The 15,352-nt window shown below is 65.1% G+C and carries 10 protein-coding genes; 3 read left to right on the forward strand and 7 right to left on the reverse strand.

Features of this window, described 5'->3' with window-relative positions:
* Positions 1–39: 39 nt before the first annotated feature.
* The 3 genes from efp to HV786_RS21555 all read right to left on the reverse strand — a co-directional run bounded on the left by efp (position 40) and on the right by HV786_RS21555 (position 3,051).
* Positions 40–600: an elongation factor P gene (gene efp / locus HV786_RS21545; RefSeq protein ID WP_006220534.1), complete on the reverse strand. Its 561-nt coding sequence runs from the start codon at positions 598–600 to the stop codon at positions 40–42.
* A gap of 128 nt (positions 601–728) precedes the next feature.
* Entirely contained in the window at positions 729–1,841 is a 1,113-nt protein-coding gene (earP, locus tag HV786_RS21550) for an elongation factor P maturation arginine rhamnosyltransferase EarP (RefSeq protein ID WP_128828644.1), read from the reverse strand.
* 7 nt (positions 1,842–1,848) lie between these two features.
* Positions 1,849–3,051, reverse strand: a complete 1,203-nt coding sequence (locus HV786_RS21555; RefSeq protein WP_128828643.1) for a DUF2863 family protein — start codon at positions 3,049–3,051, stop codon at positions 1,849–1,851.
* 234 nt (positions 3,052–3,285) lie between these two features.
* Between HV786_RS21555 and HV786_RS21560 the strand changes: the two genes are divergently transcribed.
* Complete coding sequence (locus HV786_RS21560; protein ID WP_175211809.1) at positions 3,286–4,059, forward strand: DODA-type extradiol aromatic ring-opening family dioxygenase; 774 nt, start codon at positions 3,286–3,288, stop codon at positions 4,057–4,059.
* A gap of 168 nt (positions 4,060–4,227) precedes the next feature.
* Here HV786_RS21560 and acnA read toward each other — a convergent pair whose 3' ends face one another.
* Positions 4,228–6,933, reverse strand: a complete 2,706-nt coding sequence (gene acnA / locus HV786_RS21565; protein WP_128828641.1) for an aconitate hydratase AcnA — start codon at positions 6,931–6,933, stop codon at positions 4,228–4,230.
* Between the two features lie 249 nt (positions 6,934–7,182).
* Complete coding sequence (locus HV786_RS21570; RefSeq protein ID WP_128828640.1) at positions 7,183–8,091, reverse strand: LysR substrate-binding domain-containing protein; 909 nt, start codon at positions 8,089–8,091, stop codon at positions 7,183–7,185.
* A 151-nt stretch (positions 8,092–8,242) separates the two neighbouring features.
* Between HV786_RS21570 and HV786_RS21575 the strand changes: the two genes are divergently transcribed.
* Both HV786_RS21575 and HV786_RS21580 read left to right on the forward strand, forming a co-directional pair.
* Positions 8,243–9,151, forward strand: coding sequence for a pirin family protein (locus tag HV786_RS21575; protein WP_175211818.1), 909 nt, complete (start codon positions 8,243–8,245; stop codon positions 9,149–9,151).
* A gap of 231 nt (positions 9,152–9,382) precedes the next feature.
* Entirely contained in the window at positions 9,383–11,611 is a 2,229-nt protein-coding gene (locus HV786_RS21580; protein ID WP_175211819.1) for a TonB-dependent receptor, read from the forward strand.
* A gap of 204 nt (positions 11,612–11,815) precedes the next feature.
* Here the strand turns inward: HV786_RS21580 and HV786_RS21585 are convergent, their stop codons facing one another.
* Together HV786_RS21585 and acnB are read right to left on the reverse strand one after the other, a co-directional pair.
* Positions 11,816–12,412 carry a transglycosylase SLT domain-containing protein gene (locus HV786_RS21585; protein WP_062839126.1) on the reverse strand — a complete coding sequence of 199 codons (597 nt, stop codon included), beginning with the start codon at positions 12,410–12,412 and terminating at the stop codon, positions 11,816–11,818.
* 207 nt (positions 12,413–12,619) lie between these two features.
* A complete protein-coding gene (acnB, locus tag HV786_RS21590; RefSeq protein ID WP_128828638.1) occupies positions 12,620–15,211 on the reverse strand; it encodes a bifunctional aconitate hydratase 2/2-methylisocitrate dehydratase in 2,592 nt (863 codons plus the stop codon).
* Positions 15,212–15,352 lie beyond the last annotated feature (141 nt).

Genomic DNA, 15,352 nt, shown 5'->3' on the forward strand with positions numbered 1-15,352 from the left:
AGACCGCAAGGTCTGGCTTTTTTTTGACGCTGGGCCGGATCAGTTGTTGACGCGGCTGCGGTATTCGTTCGTGCGGGTGTCGATTTCGATCTTGTCGCCGATGGCGCAGAACAGCGGCACGTTCAGTTCGTAGCCGGTGTTGATCTTGGCCGGCTTGGTCACCTTGCCCGAGGTGTCGCCACGGACGGCGGGTTCGGTGTAGGTGATTTCGCGCACGATGGTGGTGGGCAGTTCAACCGAGATGGCGCGGCCGTCGTAGAAGACCACTTCCACGGGCATCGCTTCTTCCAGGTAGTTCAGGGCGTCGCCCATGCTTTCGGCTTCGATTTCGTACTGGTTGTACTCTTCGTCCATGAAGACGTACATCGGGTCGCCGAAGTAGGAATACGTGCATTCCTTGCGATCCAGTTGAACGACTTCGAACTTTTCGTCGGCCTTGTAGACCGATTCGCTGGCCGAGGCGGTCAGCAGGTTCTTGAACTTCAGCTTGACGACGGCGGCGTTACGGCCCGACTTGTTGTATTCGGCCTTCTGGACCACGAGGGGATCCTTGCCGACCATGACCACGTTGCCGACTCGCAATTCCTGAGCGGTTTTCATCGATAAAACTCCGGGGGTGATGGGTGCACTCGCCGTGCTTGCATAAGCCGCATCAGGCTTTTGCACACCCCGGGAGGCGTCATAGTTGAGGCCCGACAGATTCAGGGCGACTCAGAAAACTCTCTATTCTAGCGTTTCTTGGCCAACTCTGCGCAGAATGCGGCCAGATTTTCCGCCAGACCAGGTAGCGCGGACTGGCTGGCGTTCCAGGCGTGCGCCGCGTCCACCCATGCCGGCCAGGCGTCGGGCGCCAGCGCGGCCGTGATGGCCGGGGCCGTGCGGCCCGGTTCGGACTGGTTCCAGGCGCGGATCAGCGCGTGGGCGGATTCGGGGGCCGGATAGCGCGCCAGCCAGGCCTCCAGTTTTTCCAGATGGACGTTTTCGTCTTGCGGATAGATCTGCCAGACCAGCGGGCGTGCGGCCCAGGCGGCGCGCACGAAGGAATCTTCGCCGCGCACGAAATTGAGGTCGGCGCACCACAGCAGGCGGTCGTAATCGGGCTGGGCAAGAAAGGGCAGGCGGACGACGCGTGGCGATCCTGCCGTCTGGCAGGCGGCTTCCAGCGCCGGCGCGACGCCTTGCGGAACCAGCAGCAGGGTGGGACGCGCATCGGCCGCCAGCGCCTGCGCCAGTTCACCCGCCGGCGCGGACGGGTAGCAGAACAGGGATACGGTACGGGCGCCATCGCGGCGCAGGGCCAGCGCATCGTCCGGCACCCCGGCCGATCTCAGGAAGGCCTCCTGCAAGCCGGCCGACCCTTGCAGCGCTTCGCGTTCCGCGGCCAGGGCCGGCTCGCGCAGCAGGCCGCCGGTGGCCGGTGTGAAGCCGGGGAAGAAAAAGTGCTTCACCAGACCGTCCGGCCGCTGCGACGGCAGGCCGTGGCAGCTTTCGACCCAGGCCTCGGCGCTCAGGTATTCCAGGTTGATCCAGACGGGATGGGTGCGGCGCATGGACGCGATGAACGCCTCGGGCGGGTCGCACGCGAACGCTTCGATCACGACGTCTCGCGCCTGCAGCGCGGCGTCGGGCTTGTCCGGCCAGTGCACGATATCGACGCCCGCCAGTTGCTGGCGCGCGGCGCCCGGCAGGATGCCGGGCTGGATGTGCGAGAAGCTGGCCAGGTCATCGACCCACAGGCGGACATCCCAGTGGAAATCGCGCGCAAGCTGGCGCGCCAGGCGCCAGCACACGCCGATGTCGCCGTAGTTGTCGACGACCCGGCAGAAGATGTCCGCTTGCATGGCAGGCCTAGTGGAACTGGGCGGGCGCGGCCTCGGCGTCCTCGGGCAGCTCGGCGTGCACCAGTTCGCCCAGGGGATTGGGGAAGTAGGGCGCGCCGCAGTCCTCGCAGTATTCGGGCGGCAGCACGCCGGGGATGCGGCGCACGTCGGTCACGCCGTATTCCTTCAGCAGCGCCGCGATCTCGTCCACCACGTCGGGCTGGCCCTCGTCCATGACCAGGTCTTCCTCGCGGCCGTACAGCGGCCAGACGCAGCCGTAGTACACGTCGTTGCTGTTGCGCGCGGTAAAGCCGATGCGGTATTCGTCAATGCGGCCTTCGCCGCAGCCGGCCACGACGGCCCGCAATTGCGCGGCTTCCAGGTTGACGGCGCCTTCCAGCCAGCTGACCGCCGCGCGCAGCGACAGCGGACGAACCTGGCGATCGGCTTCGCGATTGCTGACGTAGTAGGCATCGGGCAGCAGGGCTTCAAAGCCGCAGCCAGGCAGCAGCCCGGCTAGCGTCGGCTGCGCTTGCGCCGCCCATTGCGCCAGACACGCATCGCGGCTGGCGTCGGCTTCGCCCACGTGTTCCTGCCAGCGGAAGATCGGCTCGCCCTCGGGCACGGCCACAGTGCCGACGATGTAACGCGTGTCGGCCAGCATGTTGGCCGTTTCGGTGTCGGTATTCAGCGCCGGCTTGGTGGTTTCGGCGCCCAGCGCCTGCGCGCCCAGCCGTTGCAGCCACTGCCAGGTCTCGGAGAACGTGCGCGGCATCTGGTCCACGCTGACCAGCAAGGGCATCAGCGCGGTGCGCGCGTTGCTGGAAAGGACGTGCCCGTGAAGCTGCGCCAGCAGGGCCTGCTGCGCGCTGGCGGAAATCGGGCCGGTCGGAATGGCATAGCGGGTCCACGCGACGATGGGCGCGACGATCAGCAGCACGTCGTACCGGACGCCATTTTTCTCGATCTTCATCGATTCGGACAGGGTTTCGGCCTGCTCGATCAGGACCTCGTAGGCGCCTACGTCGCTTTGGGCAAGGTGGTCCAGCGCCGCTTCAAGCGGGGCATCCTGACCGGCCTTGAGCAGCTTCGGGATCGCTTCGCCAAGCTGGGTCTCCCAAAAGACGTCTTCGACGCGGCTGCCCGAGCGATTCAGCGACTGGGCAAGCGCGACCAGCCGGGTGGCGTCACGGGTCATGCGGGGAGCGGATTGGCTGCGGGATCGGGCCATAACTTCGGGGGACGTCCATTCAGTGTGTAACGACGTAGTTTAACGCCCGGCACTCGCGGCGGGGGGCGCGAGGTTAGCCCTGCGTCGGACGCCGCCGCCGGGGCGGCCAGCGGGATCCGGGAGAAGACGGATTGATGCTGATCGGGCAACAGACAATCCCTATGAAGGGGGTTTATTGCGCATTTGAATCGGCTGACAATGTGAGCATCGTTAATTGCTTCTGGAGGCATCGCCATGCGTTGGCCTACGCTTTTCGTTTCACACGGTTCTCCCATGCTGGCCGTTGAACCCGGCCGGACCGGCCCCGCGCTGGCCGATTGGAGCGCCGCGCAGGGCCGCAAGCCGCGCGGCATTCTGGTGGTTTCGCCGCACTGGATGGGCGAAGGCCTGGCGCTGTCGACCCGCGACCAGCAGGTTGCCTGGCATGATTTTGGCGGATTCCCGGCCGAGCTCTATGCGCTGCAATACGCCGCGCCCGGTTCGCCCGAACTGGCCGCGCGCGTGCAGGCGCTGCTGGCGGAATCGGGCATCGCCGCCGACCGCGATCCGCGGCGTCCGCTGGACCACGGCGCCTGGGTGCCGCTGCGCTATCTGTATCCCGACGTGGACGTGCCCGTCGTGCAACTGTCGCTGGACATGGGCCGCGACGCGGCCGGGCAGATGGAACTGGGCCGCGCGCTGACGCGCCTGCGCGACGAAGACATCCTGATCATCGGCTCGGGGTCGCTGACGCACAACCTGCGCCACGTCCGCATGCCGCAGAACGCGCCGGCGGCGGACTACGTGCCGGGATTTCAAGCGTGGTACGCAGACAAGCTGGCGCGCCACGACGTGCCCGCGCTGCTGGACTGGCAGGCGCAGGCGCCCGGCGCGATGCAGGCGCACCCGCACGACGACCACCTGATGCCGCTGTACGTGGCGCTGGGCGCGGGCGGAGAAAAGGCAAGGCGCCTGAACGACGAGGTGTCTTATGGGGCGCTGGCGATGGACGCCTATCAGTTCGATTAAATAATCAAGAGGCAGACCACCCGGCCGCCAATGAAGAGCGCCCCGGAACCGTAAAGGTCCCGGGGCGTTCTGCAGAAGAATAGTCGCCCCGCCGCCCGGCCGCCCGAAGGCGGGGCCGCCCCCTTGGGGGGCAGCAAGCGCGCGAAGCGAGTGCGGCGTGGGGGCCCTTTACGCCGCCAGCAGCTGGCGCAACACGAACGGCAGGATGCCGCCGTGCTGGTAGTAATCCACCTCGATCGGCGTATCGATGCGCAGCAGCACGGTCACGTCCTGCTTGGAACCGTCCTTGCGCGTGATCGTCAGCGTCACGTCCTGCATCGGCTTGATGCCGTTTTCCAGGCCGGAGATATCGTACGTTTCCTCACCCGTGATGCCCAGCGATTGCACGCTGTCGTTGCCCTTGAACTGCAGGGGCAGCACGCCCATGCCCACCAGGTTGCTGCGGTGGATGCGTTCAAAGCTGCGGGTGATGACCGCCTTGACGCCCAGCAGCTGGGTGCCCTTGGCGGCCCAGTCGCGCGACGAGCCGGTGCCGTACTCTTCGCCGCCGAACACCACGGTGGGCGTGCCGGCCGCGACGTACTTCATGGCGGCGTCATAGATCGACATCTGTTCGCCGGTGGGCTGGAACAGCGTTTCGCCGCCCTCGAAGCGGCTGCCGTCGGGCAGCGCCGGAATCATGAGGTTCTTGATCCGCACGTTGGCGAACGTGCCGCGCATCATGATTTCGTGGTTGCCGCGGCGCGAGCCGTAGCTGTTGAAGTCGGCCTTCATGACGCCGTGTTCCTTCAGCCACTTGCCCGCGGGCGAGCTTTCCTTGATGGAGCCGGCGGGCGATATGTGGTCGGTGGTGACCGAATCGCCAAACACCCCCAGCGCGCGCGCGCCCTTGACCGTGGGCATCGCGCCCGGGGTCATGCCGAAGCCCTCGAAGAAGGGCGGTTCGGCAATGTAGGTGGAATCGGGCCAGTTGTAGGTGTCGCCGGTGACGCCCTTGATGTTCTCCCAGAGCTTGCCGGGATTGCTCTTGACCTGGCCGTAGTTGGCTTCGAAGGCCTCCGGGTCCAGCGCGTACTTGAGCAGCGCGTCGATTTCCTCGGTGGTCGGCCAGATGTTGCCCAGCCACACGTCGCCGTTCTTGCCGCGGCCCACGGGCTCGGTCATCAGGTCGCGCGTCACGGTGCCGGCCAGCGCATAGGCCACGACCAGCGGGGGCGAGGCCAGGAAATTGGCCTTGATGTTCGGGTGAATGCGCGCCTCGAAGTTGCGGTTGCCCGAGAGCACGGCCGAACACACCAGGTCGTTGCTGGTGATGGCTTCGTTCAGGTCCGGGGTCAGGTCGCCGGCGTTGCCGATGCAGGTCGTGCAGCCGTAGGCGGCCACGTCGAACCCGAGCTTTTCCAGATAGGGCAAGAGGCCCGTCTTGGTCAGGTATTCGGTGACGACGCGGGATCCGGGGGCGAGCGAGGTCTTGATGTGCTTGGGCACGGTCAGGCCGGCTTCCACGGCCTTCTTGGCCAACAGGCCCGCCGCCAGCAGCACGCTGGGGTTGGACGTGTTGGTGCAGGACGTGATGGCCGCGATCAGGATGTCGCCGTTCTTGATCTTGGTGCCGGCGCTGGTCGTGAAGGTCTGGTCGAGCTTTTCGGCGGGCTGGTTGAAGCCGTTCTCGGATACGGGCTTGGAGAACAGGTCGATGAACGTGTTCTTGACGTTGCCGATTTCGATACGGTCTTGCGGGCGCTTCGGGCCCGCCAGCGACGGCGCGACGGTGGACAGGTCCAGCGTCAGCAGCTTGGTGAAATTGATGTCCTTGGAGGCCGGCACGCCGAACATCTTCTGCGCCTTGAAATAGGCCTCGAAGGCGGCGATTTCCTCTTCGGTGCGGCCGGTGCCGCGGAAGTAGTCGATGGTGCGTTCGTCGACCGGGAAAAAGCCCATGGTGGCGCCGTATTCCGGCGCCATGTTGCCGATGGTGGCGCGTTCGGCCACGGTCAGGCTGGCAGTACCTTCGCCGCAGAATTCGACGAACTTGCCAACCACCTTTTCGCGGCGGAGCATTTCAGTGATGGTCAGCACCAGGTCGGTGGCGGTGACGCCGCCGCGCAGTTGGCCCTTGAGCTCGACGCCCACCACGTCCGGCGTCAGGAAGTACACGGGCTGGCCCAGCATGCCGGCTTCGGCTTCGATGCCGCCCACGCCCCAGCCCACCACGCCGATGCCGTTGATCATCGTGGTGTGGCTGTCGGTGCCCACCAGCGAATCGGGGTAGTAAACGTTGTTCTTCTTGTCCTGGTGCACGCCGCGCGCCAGGTATTCCAGGTTGACCTGGTGGACGATGCCAAAGCCCGGGGGCACGACGCCAAAGGTGTCGAACGCCTGCATGCCCCACTTCATGAACTGGTAGCGCTCTTGATTGCGCTTGAACTCCAGCTTCATGTTCAGGTCCAGCGCGTTCTTGGTGCCGAAGTAGTCGATCATGACCGAGTGGTCCACCACCAGGTCCACGGGCACCAGGGGCTCGATGCTCTTGGGGCTTTTGCCCATCTTGTCGGCAACCGAACGCATGGCGGCGATATCTGCCAGCAGCGGCACGCCGGTGAAGTCCTGCAGCACGACGCGGGCGACCACAAACGGAATTTCATCTTCGCGCTTGGCGTTGGCTTGCCAGTTGGCCAGCTGACGGACGTGTTCTTCGGTGACCTTCTTGCCGTCGCAGTTGCGCAGCACGGATTCCAGCACGATGCGGATGGAGACCGGCAGCCGCTGCACATCGATGCCAAGCGACTTGCCCAGCGCCGGCAGCGAATAGAACTGACAGGACTTGTTGCCGATCTTGAAATTCTTGAGTGTGTCTAGGGTGTTGTGCGGCATGATGGACTCCGTGGTTTTGCCCAGGCTGAAGGCGGCATTTTCAGGCGTTTCGGCGCGTTTGTCATTGTCTCTTGGACAAGTTTGCCGAGGGTCTATATCTTGGTTTATGTCTTATATCTTATATAAGACTTGAGCGGCACGTCAAAGTTCCGGCCCCTTATCGCGCCAGACCGGCTCGGATTCGGCGAAACCCTTACTTTGGCGGACGCGCGCCAAGCCTGCAAGACCCTGTGCTCCGGAAGGCGCGCTTCAGGTCAGGTACGCGGGCAATTCAGCCGCCGTGAATTCAAGAAAGCGCTTCAAGGCCAGCGGCTCGCCGCAACGTGCGGGCATGACGGCGTAAATGCGGGCGGGCGCGGGCGTCCAGTCGGGCAGGATGCGCGCCAGCCGGCCTTGATCGAGATCGTCGCCGCACAGATAGCGCGGCACCAGCGCCAAGCCCAGGCCCGCGCCCGCCATCGCGCGCAGCGTGTCCATATTGGTGCTCAGGCTGCGGGGCTGGAATTCCACCGCTTCCATTTCGCCGCCCGGGCCGGTCAGGCGCCAGGTGTGCAGGCCGTCCTGAGTGCCGTGGGCAAGCAGGGGCAGGGTGGCCAGGTCGCGCGGGTGGCGCGGCGGGGACTTGGCCATCGCCGGGCTGCACACCAACGCCATCGGCACGGCGGATATTTCGATCGCATTCAATCGGGCGTCGGTCAGCGACGATGACTGGGCGCGAAAGCCCAGGTCGTACCCTTCGCCGACCAGGTCGATGATGTGGTCACGCGTGTCCAGCAGCACGCGCACGCGGGGGTGCTCCGCGCAGAAGCGGGCAACCAGGCCGCCCAGAATCCGGGTCGCAAGCGGCGCGGGCGCGGTGATGCGCAGCATCCCGGCGGGCGCATCGCCAATGGACGCGGCCAGGTCGAAGACACTGCGCGCTTCGCGGGCCAGCGCTTTGGCGTGGGCATGAATCTGTTCGCCCATCGGGGTGAGCGACACGCACCGCGTATTGCGCTGAAGCAGCCGCACGCCCAGGCGCGCTTCCAGCTCGGCCACTCGGCGGCTCAGCTTGGAACGTTGCATATTCAACACACGTGCGGCCGCCGAGAAGCCGCCTTTTTCAACGACTTCGCTGAAAAGCAGCAGGTCTTCAAGGCGGTGAGCGTAGTTAGGCATACAGCGTTTTAATAGGAGAATTCGGAATATTTACTGGCATTGTCCTGACAGCCGGGACAATTATTCCTGAAATTGGCCCCTACTGTCCGGCGGTCCGAACTCATAAGCTGTCGCGGCAATACATGTTCAGCAACCAGCAAGGCAGCATTTTTTGACTCTTCACCTTAGCGCCGTCGTTCCGGGTTCCAGCCGCTACATGGGCGACGCCTGCACCATCCGCCAGTTTCGCCATACCGATTTCTCGCGATGCATCTCGCCCGTGGTGCTGGTGGATCACTTCGTCATGACGGGCCCGACCTTTGAACCGCATACGCACGCGGGCATCAGCGCCGCGACCCTGCTGCTGGAAGACAGCACCGGCGTCATGCAAAGCCTGGACGGCATCGAGAACAACCAGGACATTCACGCGGGCGACCTGCACTGGACGCAGGCCGGGCGCGGCATCGTGCACGCGCAGCGGCCGGTGGGCGAGGCCCGGCTGCACGGCCTGCAGATCTTCATCGATCATCCGGCGCACCTGAAATCCTTGCCGCCCATGACCTCGATGCTGCGCGCCGCGGACATGCCTGCCATCCAGGCGCCTTCTGGCAAGGTCCGGGTTGTGTCGGGCAGTTTCGGGGGGCTGGAGTCCCCCTTGCGCACGCCCGAACCGTTGCTGATCCTGGACGGCTGGCTACGGCCCGGCGCGACCACCCTGGTGCCCATGCCGCCCGGCTGGAATGCCTGGTTCTACGCCATCCAGGGCGATCTGGGCGTGCGCGCCAGGCATTGCAGCAAGGGTGCGGCGCCGCTGCCCAAGGTGGCGGGCGGCGATCCGGACTTTGCGGTCGTGCCCGCCGGCAGCGCCGCGGCAGCGGGCGCCACGCTGGACGGTGAAGAAGGGGTCCTGTTGCTGATGGCCGGCAAGAAGCCCGTGCATTTTGTGCTGGTGGCGGGGTCGGCGGTCGGGAAAGTGTTGCAACAGGGGGGCGCGGCGTTGCCCGGCGCCGACGGGGCGCTTGCCGAGGCGTTGCCGGCGTATGGGGAAACCGAATCGGCCGATGCGCTGACGACCTGCTGAATCGTCGCGGAATATGTTGCTTGGCCGCAACGCCTAGCCTCAATTCTGTTTGAGAGAATCAATGAGAACGATTCTCTTTTGGTAACATCGACGCGCTTAGACCTCAAGACCCCAGCCGCGAATGTGCTTGGATGGCGCCGGTCACCCCGGATAGCCACGCAATTCGAAACGGGTTTTTGCGGATCTCCCCACCGCAACGCGGACCCGCTTCCGCTTTACCAGCGCCCCGATATGAAAATCAGAACTCTCGCTTGCATGGCCGCCGCCTTGCCGTGCTTTGGCGCCGTCCACGCCCAGACCGCTCCCCAGACCGCTTCGCAGACCCAGCCCGCCACGACCAGCGGCCCCGTGACCTCGATGGACGCCATCCGGGTCGAGGCCAGCGCGGACGCATCGGCCGGCGGTCTGTCCGCGCCGTTCGCGGGCGGGCAGGTGGCCCGCGGCGGCCGTGTCGGCATCCTCGGCACCGAGGACTTCATGAACACGCCGTTCAGCGTCACCAGCTACACCAACGAGCTGATCCAGGACCGCCAGGCCAAGAGCGTGGGCGACGTGCTGCAGAACGACTCGGGCGTGCGCGTGGCGCGCGGTTTTGGCAATTTCCAGGAGTCTTACTTCATTCGCGGCTTCATCCTGAGTTCGGATGATGTGGCCTACAACGGCCTGTACAGCCTGCTGCCCCGTCAGTACATCGCCACGGAGCTCTTCGAGCGCGTGGAAGTGCTGCGCGGCGCCTCGGCCTTCCTGACCGGTGCGACGCCCGGTGGCGGCGGCATTGGCGGCGTCATCAACCTGGTGCCCAAGCGCGCGCCGAACGAGCCGTTGACGCGGGTCACGACGGGGGTTTCCAGCGGAGGCCAGTTCCAGTTGTCCACCGACATCGCCCGCCGCTTCGGCCCGGACGACAGCACCGGCATCCGCTTGAACGCCGCGCAGCGCAGCGGCGACACGGCCATCGACGACGAACATAGCCGCACCAGCGTGGTTTCCTTGGGCCTGGACTGGCGGTCCGCCGACACGCGCCTGTCCGCCGACATCGGCTGGCAGGAAAACAAGCTCAAGCGTCCGCGCCCCAATGTGACGCTGGGCGCCGGCGTCACGACCGTGCCCGATGCGCCGGACGCCAGCTCCAACTACGCGCAGCCGTGGACGTACTCCAACGAGCGCGACGTCTTCGGCACGTTGCGCGCGGAACATGACTTCAGCGACAAGCTGACGGCGTACGGCGCGTTCGGCATGCGCCGCAGCGACGAAGCCAACTCCCTGGGCAACATCACGCTGACCAATGGCAGCACCGGCGCCGGCAACTTCTACCGCTTCGACAACACGCGTGAAGACAGCGTCAACACGGGCGAAATCGGCCTGCGCGGTAAGTTGCGCACGGGTCCCGTGGGGCACGAATTCGTCGTGTCGGCGTCCTGGTTCGATCTGAAGAAAAAGAACGCGTACGTGATGGACTTCCGCAACACGTTCCCCACGAACATTTACGATCCCATCTCGTACGACAAGCCTGCCTTCAGCGCCGGCGCGCTGCGCGGCAATGATCTGGACAACCCCGCGCTGCAGGGCCGTACCCGCCTGAGCAGTTACGCCATCGGCGACACGATGTCCTTCCTGGACGACAAGGTGCTGTTCACGGCCGGCATCCGCCATCAGCGCATGTCGCAGCGCGATTACGCGTACAACACCGGCAATGAAAGCGGCGCCTACGACGCCAGCCACAATTCGCCCGCCTTCGGTCTGGTGGTCAAGGTTGCGCCCAGCGTTTCGCTGTATGCCAACTACATCGAAGCGCTGGTGGCCGGCCCGACCGCGCCCGCAACCGCAGGCGGCCTCCCGGTGCCGAACGTGGGCCAGAGCCTGCCGCCCTTCGTGTCCAAGCAGAAGGAAGTAGGCGTGAAGTATGAAGGCGACAGCCTGGGTGGCGGCCTGGCGTTCTTCTCGACGGAAAAGCCGCGCGCGGCCTACAACGCGGCCAACGAGCTGACCAATTCGGGCAAGGACCGCCACCAAGGCGTCGAGCTGACCGTATTCGGCGAACCCGTGCGCAGCGTGCGCCTGCTGGGCGGCCTGACCTGGCTCGATGCCAAGCAGGTGTCGACGGGCACCGCCTCGCTGAACGGCAACCGCGTGATCGGCGTGCCGCGCTTCCAGGCCAACATGGGCGTGGAATGGGACATCCCGGGCGTCGAAGGCCTGGCCATTGACGGCCGCGTGGTCTACACCGGCTCGTCGTATGCCAATGACGCCAACACGCTCAAGGTTCCGGGCTGGACGCGCTTTGACGCCGGCCTGCGCTACATGATGGACGTGGACGGCCACGTCCTGACGCTGCGCGCCCGCGTGGACAACATCGCCAACCGCAACTACTGGTCGTCGGTGGGCGGCTATCCGGGCAACGGCTACCTCGTCCTGGGCGGCCCGCGCACGTTCTCGCTGTCGGCCAGCATGGACTTCTGATCGCGGCGGGCGACCGCCCACGCAGAAAAAATCCCGGCTCACCGGGATTTTTTTTCGTTCATGCAGCGCGAGGCGGGTTGAAGGTGTGTTGGAGGTGTCTGACACCCCGGGGAGATGATCTTCAGCCTGCGGTGACGTCTCAGGGGGTGTCAGACACCGGGGCAATTCAGCGGGTGTCAGACACCCGGGCGATTCAGCGGCCCTTCACCATAACCAGCCGCCCCGCGACAGGCTCGATTCGCAGCTCTTGTACTGCGCCGTGAACTTCTCGGCGCGCGCCTGCACTTTCTGCGAGACCGTCTTCAACCATGCCTTGCGGTCGTAACTGCGATTGCGGTAGCCGGTCCAGCCCTCGTGGTAGTTCAGATACTGCCCATACGCATCCCACTTCGAGATGCCATTGATACGCTGCGTCTTGTTCATGTACCAGCCCATGAAGTCCAGTGCGTCGGCAAAGTTGTCGCGGCTGGAGGTCCAACCGCCCGCTTCGCGCTTGTAGTCGGCCCAGGTCTCGTCCTTGGCCTGCGCATAACCGTAAGCCGAGCTCACGCGGCCCCACGGGATGAAGCCCAGGAAGTAATAGCGTGGCGGCAGCGCGTCGTGCTTGAAGGAAGACTCCTGGTACATCATTGCGATCGGCACCGGCACCGGGGCGCCCCATTTCTTCTGCACCTCCAGCGCCGCGTCGTGCCATTCCGGTTTCTCGCGGAAGATGGCGCAGATGTTGTCGGGGTTTGAGGGCGGCGCGGTGGCGCAGCCGGCTAGCGTCAGCAACAGCGTCGGCGGCAACAGCCGGATCATTGGCAGGCTTCCTCCAGGAAAAATGCGCCGGGGCTTTCCCGGCGAGGGCGGCCGACGTCTCACCGGCATGCCTGGATTGTATTGAAACGTTTCGTTATACAGGCTGCATGCTGATCCCAATCGCTCGGACAGAGGCAAAAAAAAACGGCCCCGAGCGATTGCACGGGGCCGTTGTTCAGGCCGCGAGGCCTGGCTGGGCGATCAGGATCAGACCTCGATCACGTCCGCCACGTCCTTGTAGTCGGGGATCTTGTCAAAGTTCAGGTACTGGTAGATCTGGTCGCCGCTCTTGTTGATGACGCCCATGTCGGCCATGTACTCGTCCTTGGTCGGGATGCGGCCAAGCTTCGAGCAGATGGCGGCCAGTTCGGCCGAACCCAGGTACACGTTGGTGTTCTTGCCCAGGCGGTTCGGGAAGTTGCGGGTGCTGGTCGACATGACCGTCGCGCCTTCGCGGACCTGCGCCTGGTTGCCCATGCACAGCGAGCAGCCCGGCATTTCGGTGCGGGCGCCGGCCGTGCCGAACACGCCGTAGTGGCCTTCCTCGGTCAGTTGCGTGGCGTCCATCTTGGTCGGAGGAGCGACCCACAGCTTGACCGGGATGTCGCGCTTGCCTTCCAGCAGCTTGGACGCCGCGCGGAAGTGGCCGATGTTGGTCATGCAGCTGCCGATGAACACTTCGTCAATCTTGGCGCCGGCGACTTCCGACAGCGTCTTCACGTCGTCGGGGTCGTTCGGGCAGGCGACGATGGGTTCATGCACGTCGGCCAGGTCGATCTCGATGACCGCGGCGTATTCGGCGTCGGCGTCCGGCTCCAGCAGCTTGGGGTCGGCCAGCCAGGCTTCCATCGCCTTGATGCGGCGGCCCAGCGTGCGCTCGTCTTCGTAGCCGTTGGCGATCATCCACTTGAGCATCACGATGTTGCTGTTGATGTACTCGATGATCGGTTCCTTGTTCAGGCGCACCGAGCAGCCGGCGGCCGAACGTTCGGCGGAGGCATCCGACAGTTCAAAGGCTTGTTCGACCTTCAGGTCGGGCAGGCCTTCGATTTCCAGGATGCGGCCGGAGAAGATGTTCTTCTTGCCTTGCTTGGCAACCGTCAGCAGACCTTGCTTGATGGCGTACAGCGGAATGGCGTTGACCAGGTCGCGCAGGGTGACGCCGGGCTGCAGCTTGCCCTTGAAGCGCACCAGCACCGATTCCGGCATGTCCAGCGGCATGACGCCCGTGGCGGCGGCGAAGGCCACCAGGCCCGAGCCGGCCGGGAACGAGATGCCGATGGGAAAGCGCGTGTGCGAGTCGCCGCCGGTGCCGACGGTGTCGGGCAGCAGCATGCGGTTCAGCCACGAGTGGATGACGCCGTCGCCCGGACGCAGCGATACGCCGCCACGGGTGCTGATGAATTCCGGCAGCGTGTGGTGCGTCTTGACGTCCACGGGCTTGGGGTAGGCGGCGGTGTGGCAGAACGACTGCATCACCAGGTCGGACGAGAAGCCCAGGCAGGCCAGGTCCTTCAGTTCGTCGCGGGTCATGGGGCCAGTGGTGTCCTGGCTGCCGACCGAGGTCATCTTCGGTTCGCAGTAGGTGCCCGGGCGGATACCCTTGCCTTCCGGCAGGCCGCAGGCGCGGCCGACCATCTTCTGGGCCAGCGTGTAGCCGCGGCCGGAATCGACCGGATCCTTGGGCAGGCGGAACAGCGTCGAGGGCGGCAGACCCAGCGCTTCGCGGGCCTTGGCGGTCAGGCCGCGGCCGATGATCAGCGGAATGCGGCCACCGGCGCGCACTTCGTCAAACAGCACGTCGGACTTGACCTCGAATTCGGCGATGACTTCGCCGTTCTTGATGGCCTTGCCGTCGTAGGGGCGCAGTTCGACCACGTCGCCCATTTCCATCTTGGAAACGTCGAGTTCGATCGGCAGCGCGCCGGCGTCTTCCATCGTGTTGTAGAAGATCGGGGCGATCTTGTTGCCCAGGCACACGCCGCCAAAGCGCTTGTTCGGCACGAAGGGGATGTCTTCGCCCGTGAACCACAGCACCGAGTTGGTGGCCGACTTGCGCGACGAACCCGTGCCGACCACGTCGCCCACGTAGGCGACCAGGTGGCCCTTTTCCTTCAGGGATTCGATGAACTTGACCGGGCCGCGCTTGCCGTCTTCTTCCGGCTCGAACGCGGCGCCGTCGCGCTTGTTCTTGAGCATCGCCAGGGCGTGCATCGGGATGTCGGGACGGGTGGTGGCGTCGGGGGCGGGCGACAGGTCGTCGGTGTTGGTTTCGCCCGGGACCTTGAAGACCGTGATGGTCAGGCTTTCCGGCAGTTCCGGACGGCTGGTGAACCATTCGGCGTCGGCCCAGCTTTGCATCACGGACTTGGCGTTGGCGTTGCCCTTGTCGGCCTTTTCCTTGACGTCGTGGAAGGCGTCGAACATCAACAGGGTCTTCTTGAGCGCATCGGCGGCGATGGTGCCGATTTCCGCATCATCCAGCAGGTCGACCAGCGGGCCAATGTTGTAGCCGCCGAGCATCGTGCCCAGCAGTTCCGTCGCCTTGGCTCGGCTGATCAGCGCACAAGCTTCCTTGCCCAGGGCCACGGCGGCCAGGTAGGAGGCCTTGACCTTGGCGGCGTCATCCACGCCGGCCGGCACGCGGTGCGTCAGCAGCTCGACCAGATTCTGCTCCTCGCCAGCGGGCGGATTCTTCAGCAGTTCGATCAGTTCAGCGGTTTGTTTGGCCGTAAGGGGCAGCGGGGGAATCCCCAGAGCCGCGCGTTCGGCAACGTGTTGGCGGTAAGTATCCAGCATGTGAGGCCTGCTCAAAGTCGGGTTGGAAGAAGGGTTGTCGGCCGGAATTGTAGAAGCAAGTGGGGGCAGGTAGCAAATGTCTTATATCTTATATAAGACTTGACCCGATAGCCTGTTGCTCGGCGGCGACGTCCAGGAGGG

This window comes from Achromobacter mucicolens, assembly GCF_902859725.1.
Taxonomy (GTDB): domain Bacteria; phylum Pseudomonadota; class Gammaproteobacteria; order Burkholderiales; family Burkholderiaceae_B; genus Achromobacter; species Achromobacter mucicolens.

What these genes read in the sequence shown, in the direction of transcription:
- efp (WP_006220534.1), bottom strand. Translation starts at nt 600, where the DNA reads ATGAAAACCGCTCAGGAATTGCGAGTCGGCAACGTGGTCATGGTCGGC.
- HV786_RS21585 (WP_062839126.1), bottom strand. Translation starts at nt 12,412, where the DNA reads ATGATCCGGCTGTTGCCGCCGACGCTGTTGCTGACGCTAGCCGGCTGC.
- HV786_RS21580 (WP_175211819.1), top strand. Translation starts at nt 9,383, where the DNA reads ATGAAAATCAGAACTCTCGCTTGCATGGCCGCCGCCTTGCCGTGCTTT.
- acnA (WP_128828641.1), bottom strand. Translation starts at nt 6,933, where the DNA reads ATGCCGCACAACACCCTAGACACACTCAAGAATTTCAAGATCGGCAAC.
- HV786_RS21555 (WP_128828643.1), bottom strand. Translation starts at nt 3,051, where the DNA reads ATGGCCCGATCCCGCAGCCAATCCGCTCCCCGCATGACCCGTGACGCC.
- acnB (WP_128828638.1), bottom strand. Translation starts at nt 15,211, where the DNA reads ATGCTGGATACTTACCGCCAACACGTTGCCGAACGCGCGGCTCTGGGG.
- HV786_RS21570 (WP_128828640.1), bottom strand. Translation starts at nt 8,091, where the DNA reads ATGCCTAACTACGCTCACCGCCTTGAAGACCTGCTGCTTTTCAGCGAA.
- earP (WP_128828644.1), bottom strand. Translation starts at nt 1,841, where the DNA reads ATGCAAGCGGACATCTTCTGCCGGGTCGTCGACAACTACGGCGACATC.
- HV786_RS21560 (WP_175211809.1), top strand. Translation starts at nt 3,286, where the DNA reads ATGCGTTGGCCTACGCTTTTCGTTTCACACGGTTCTCCCATGCTGGCC.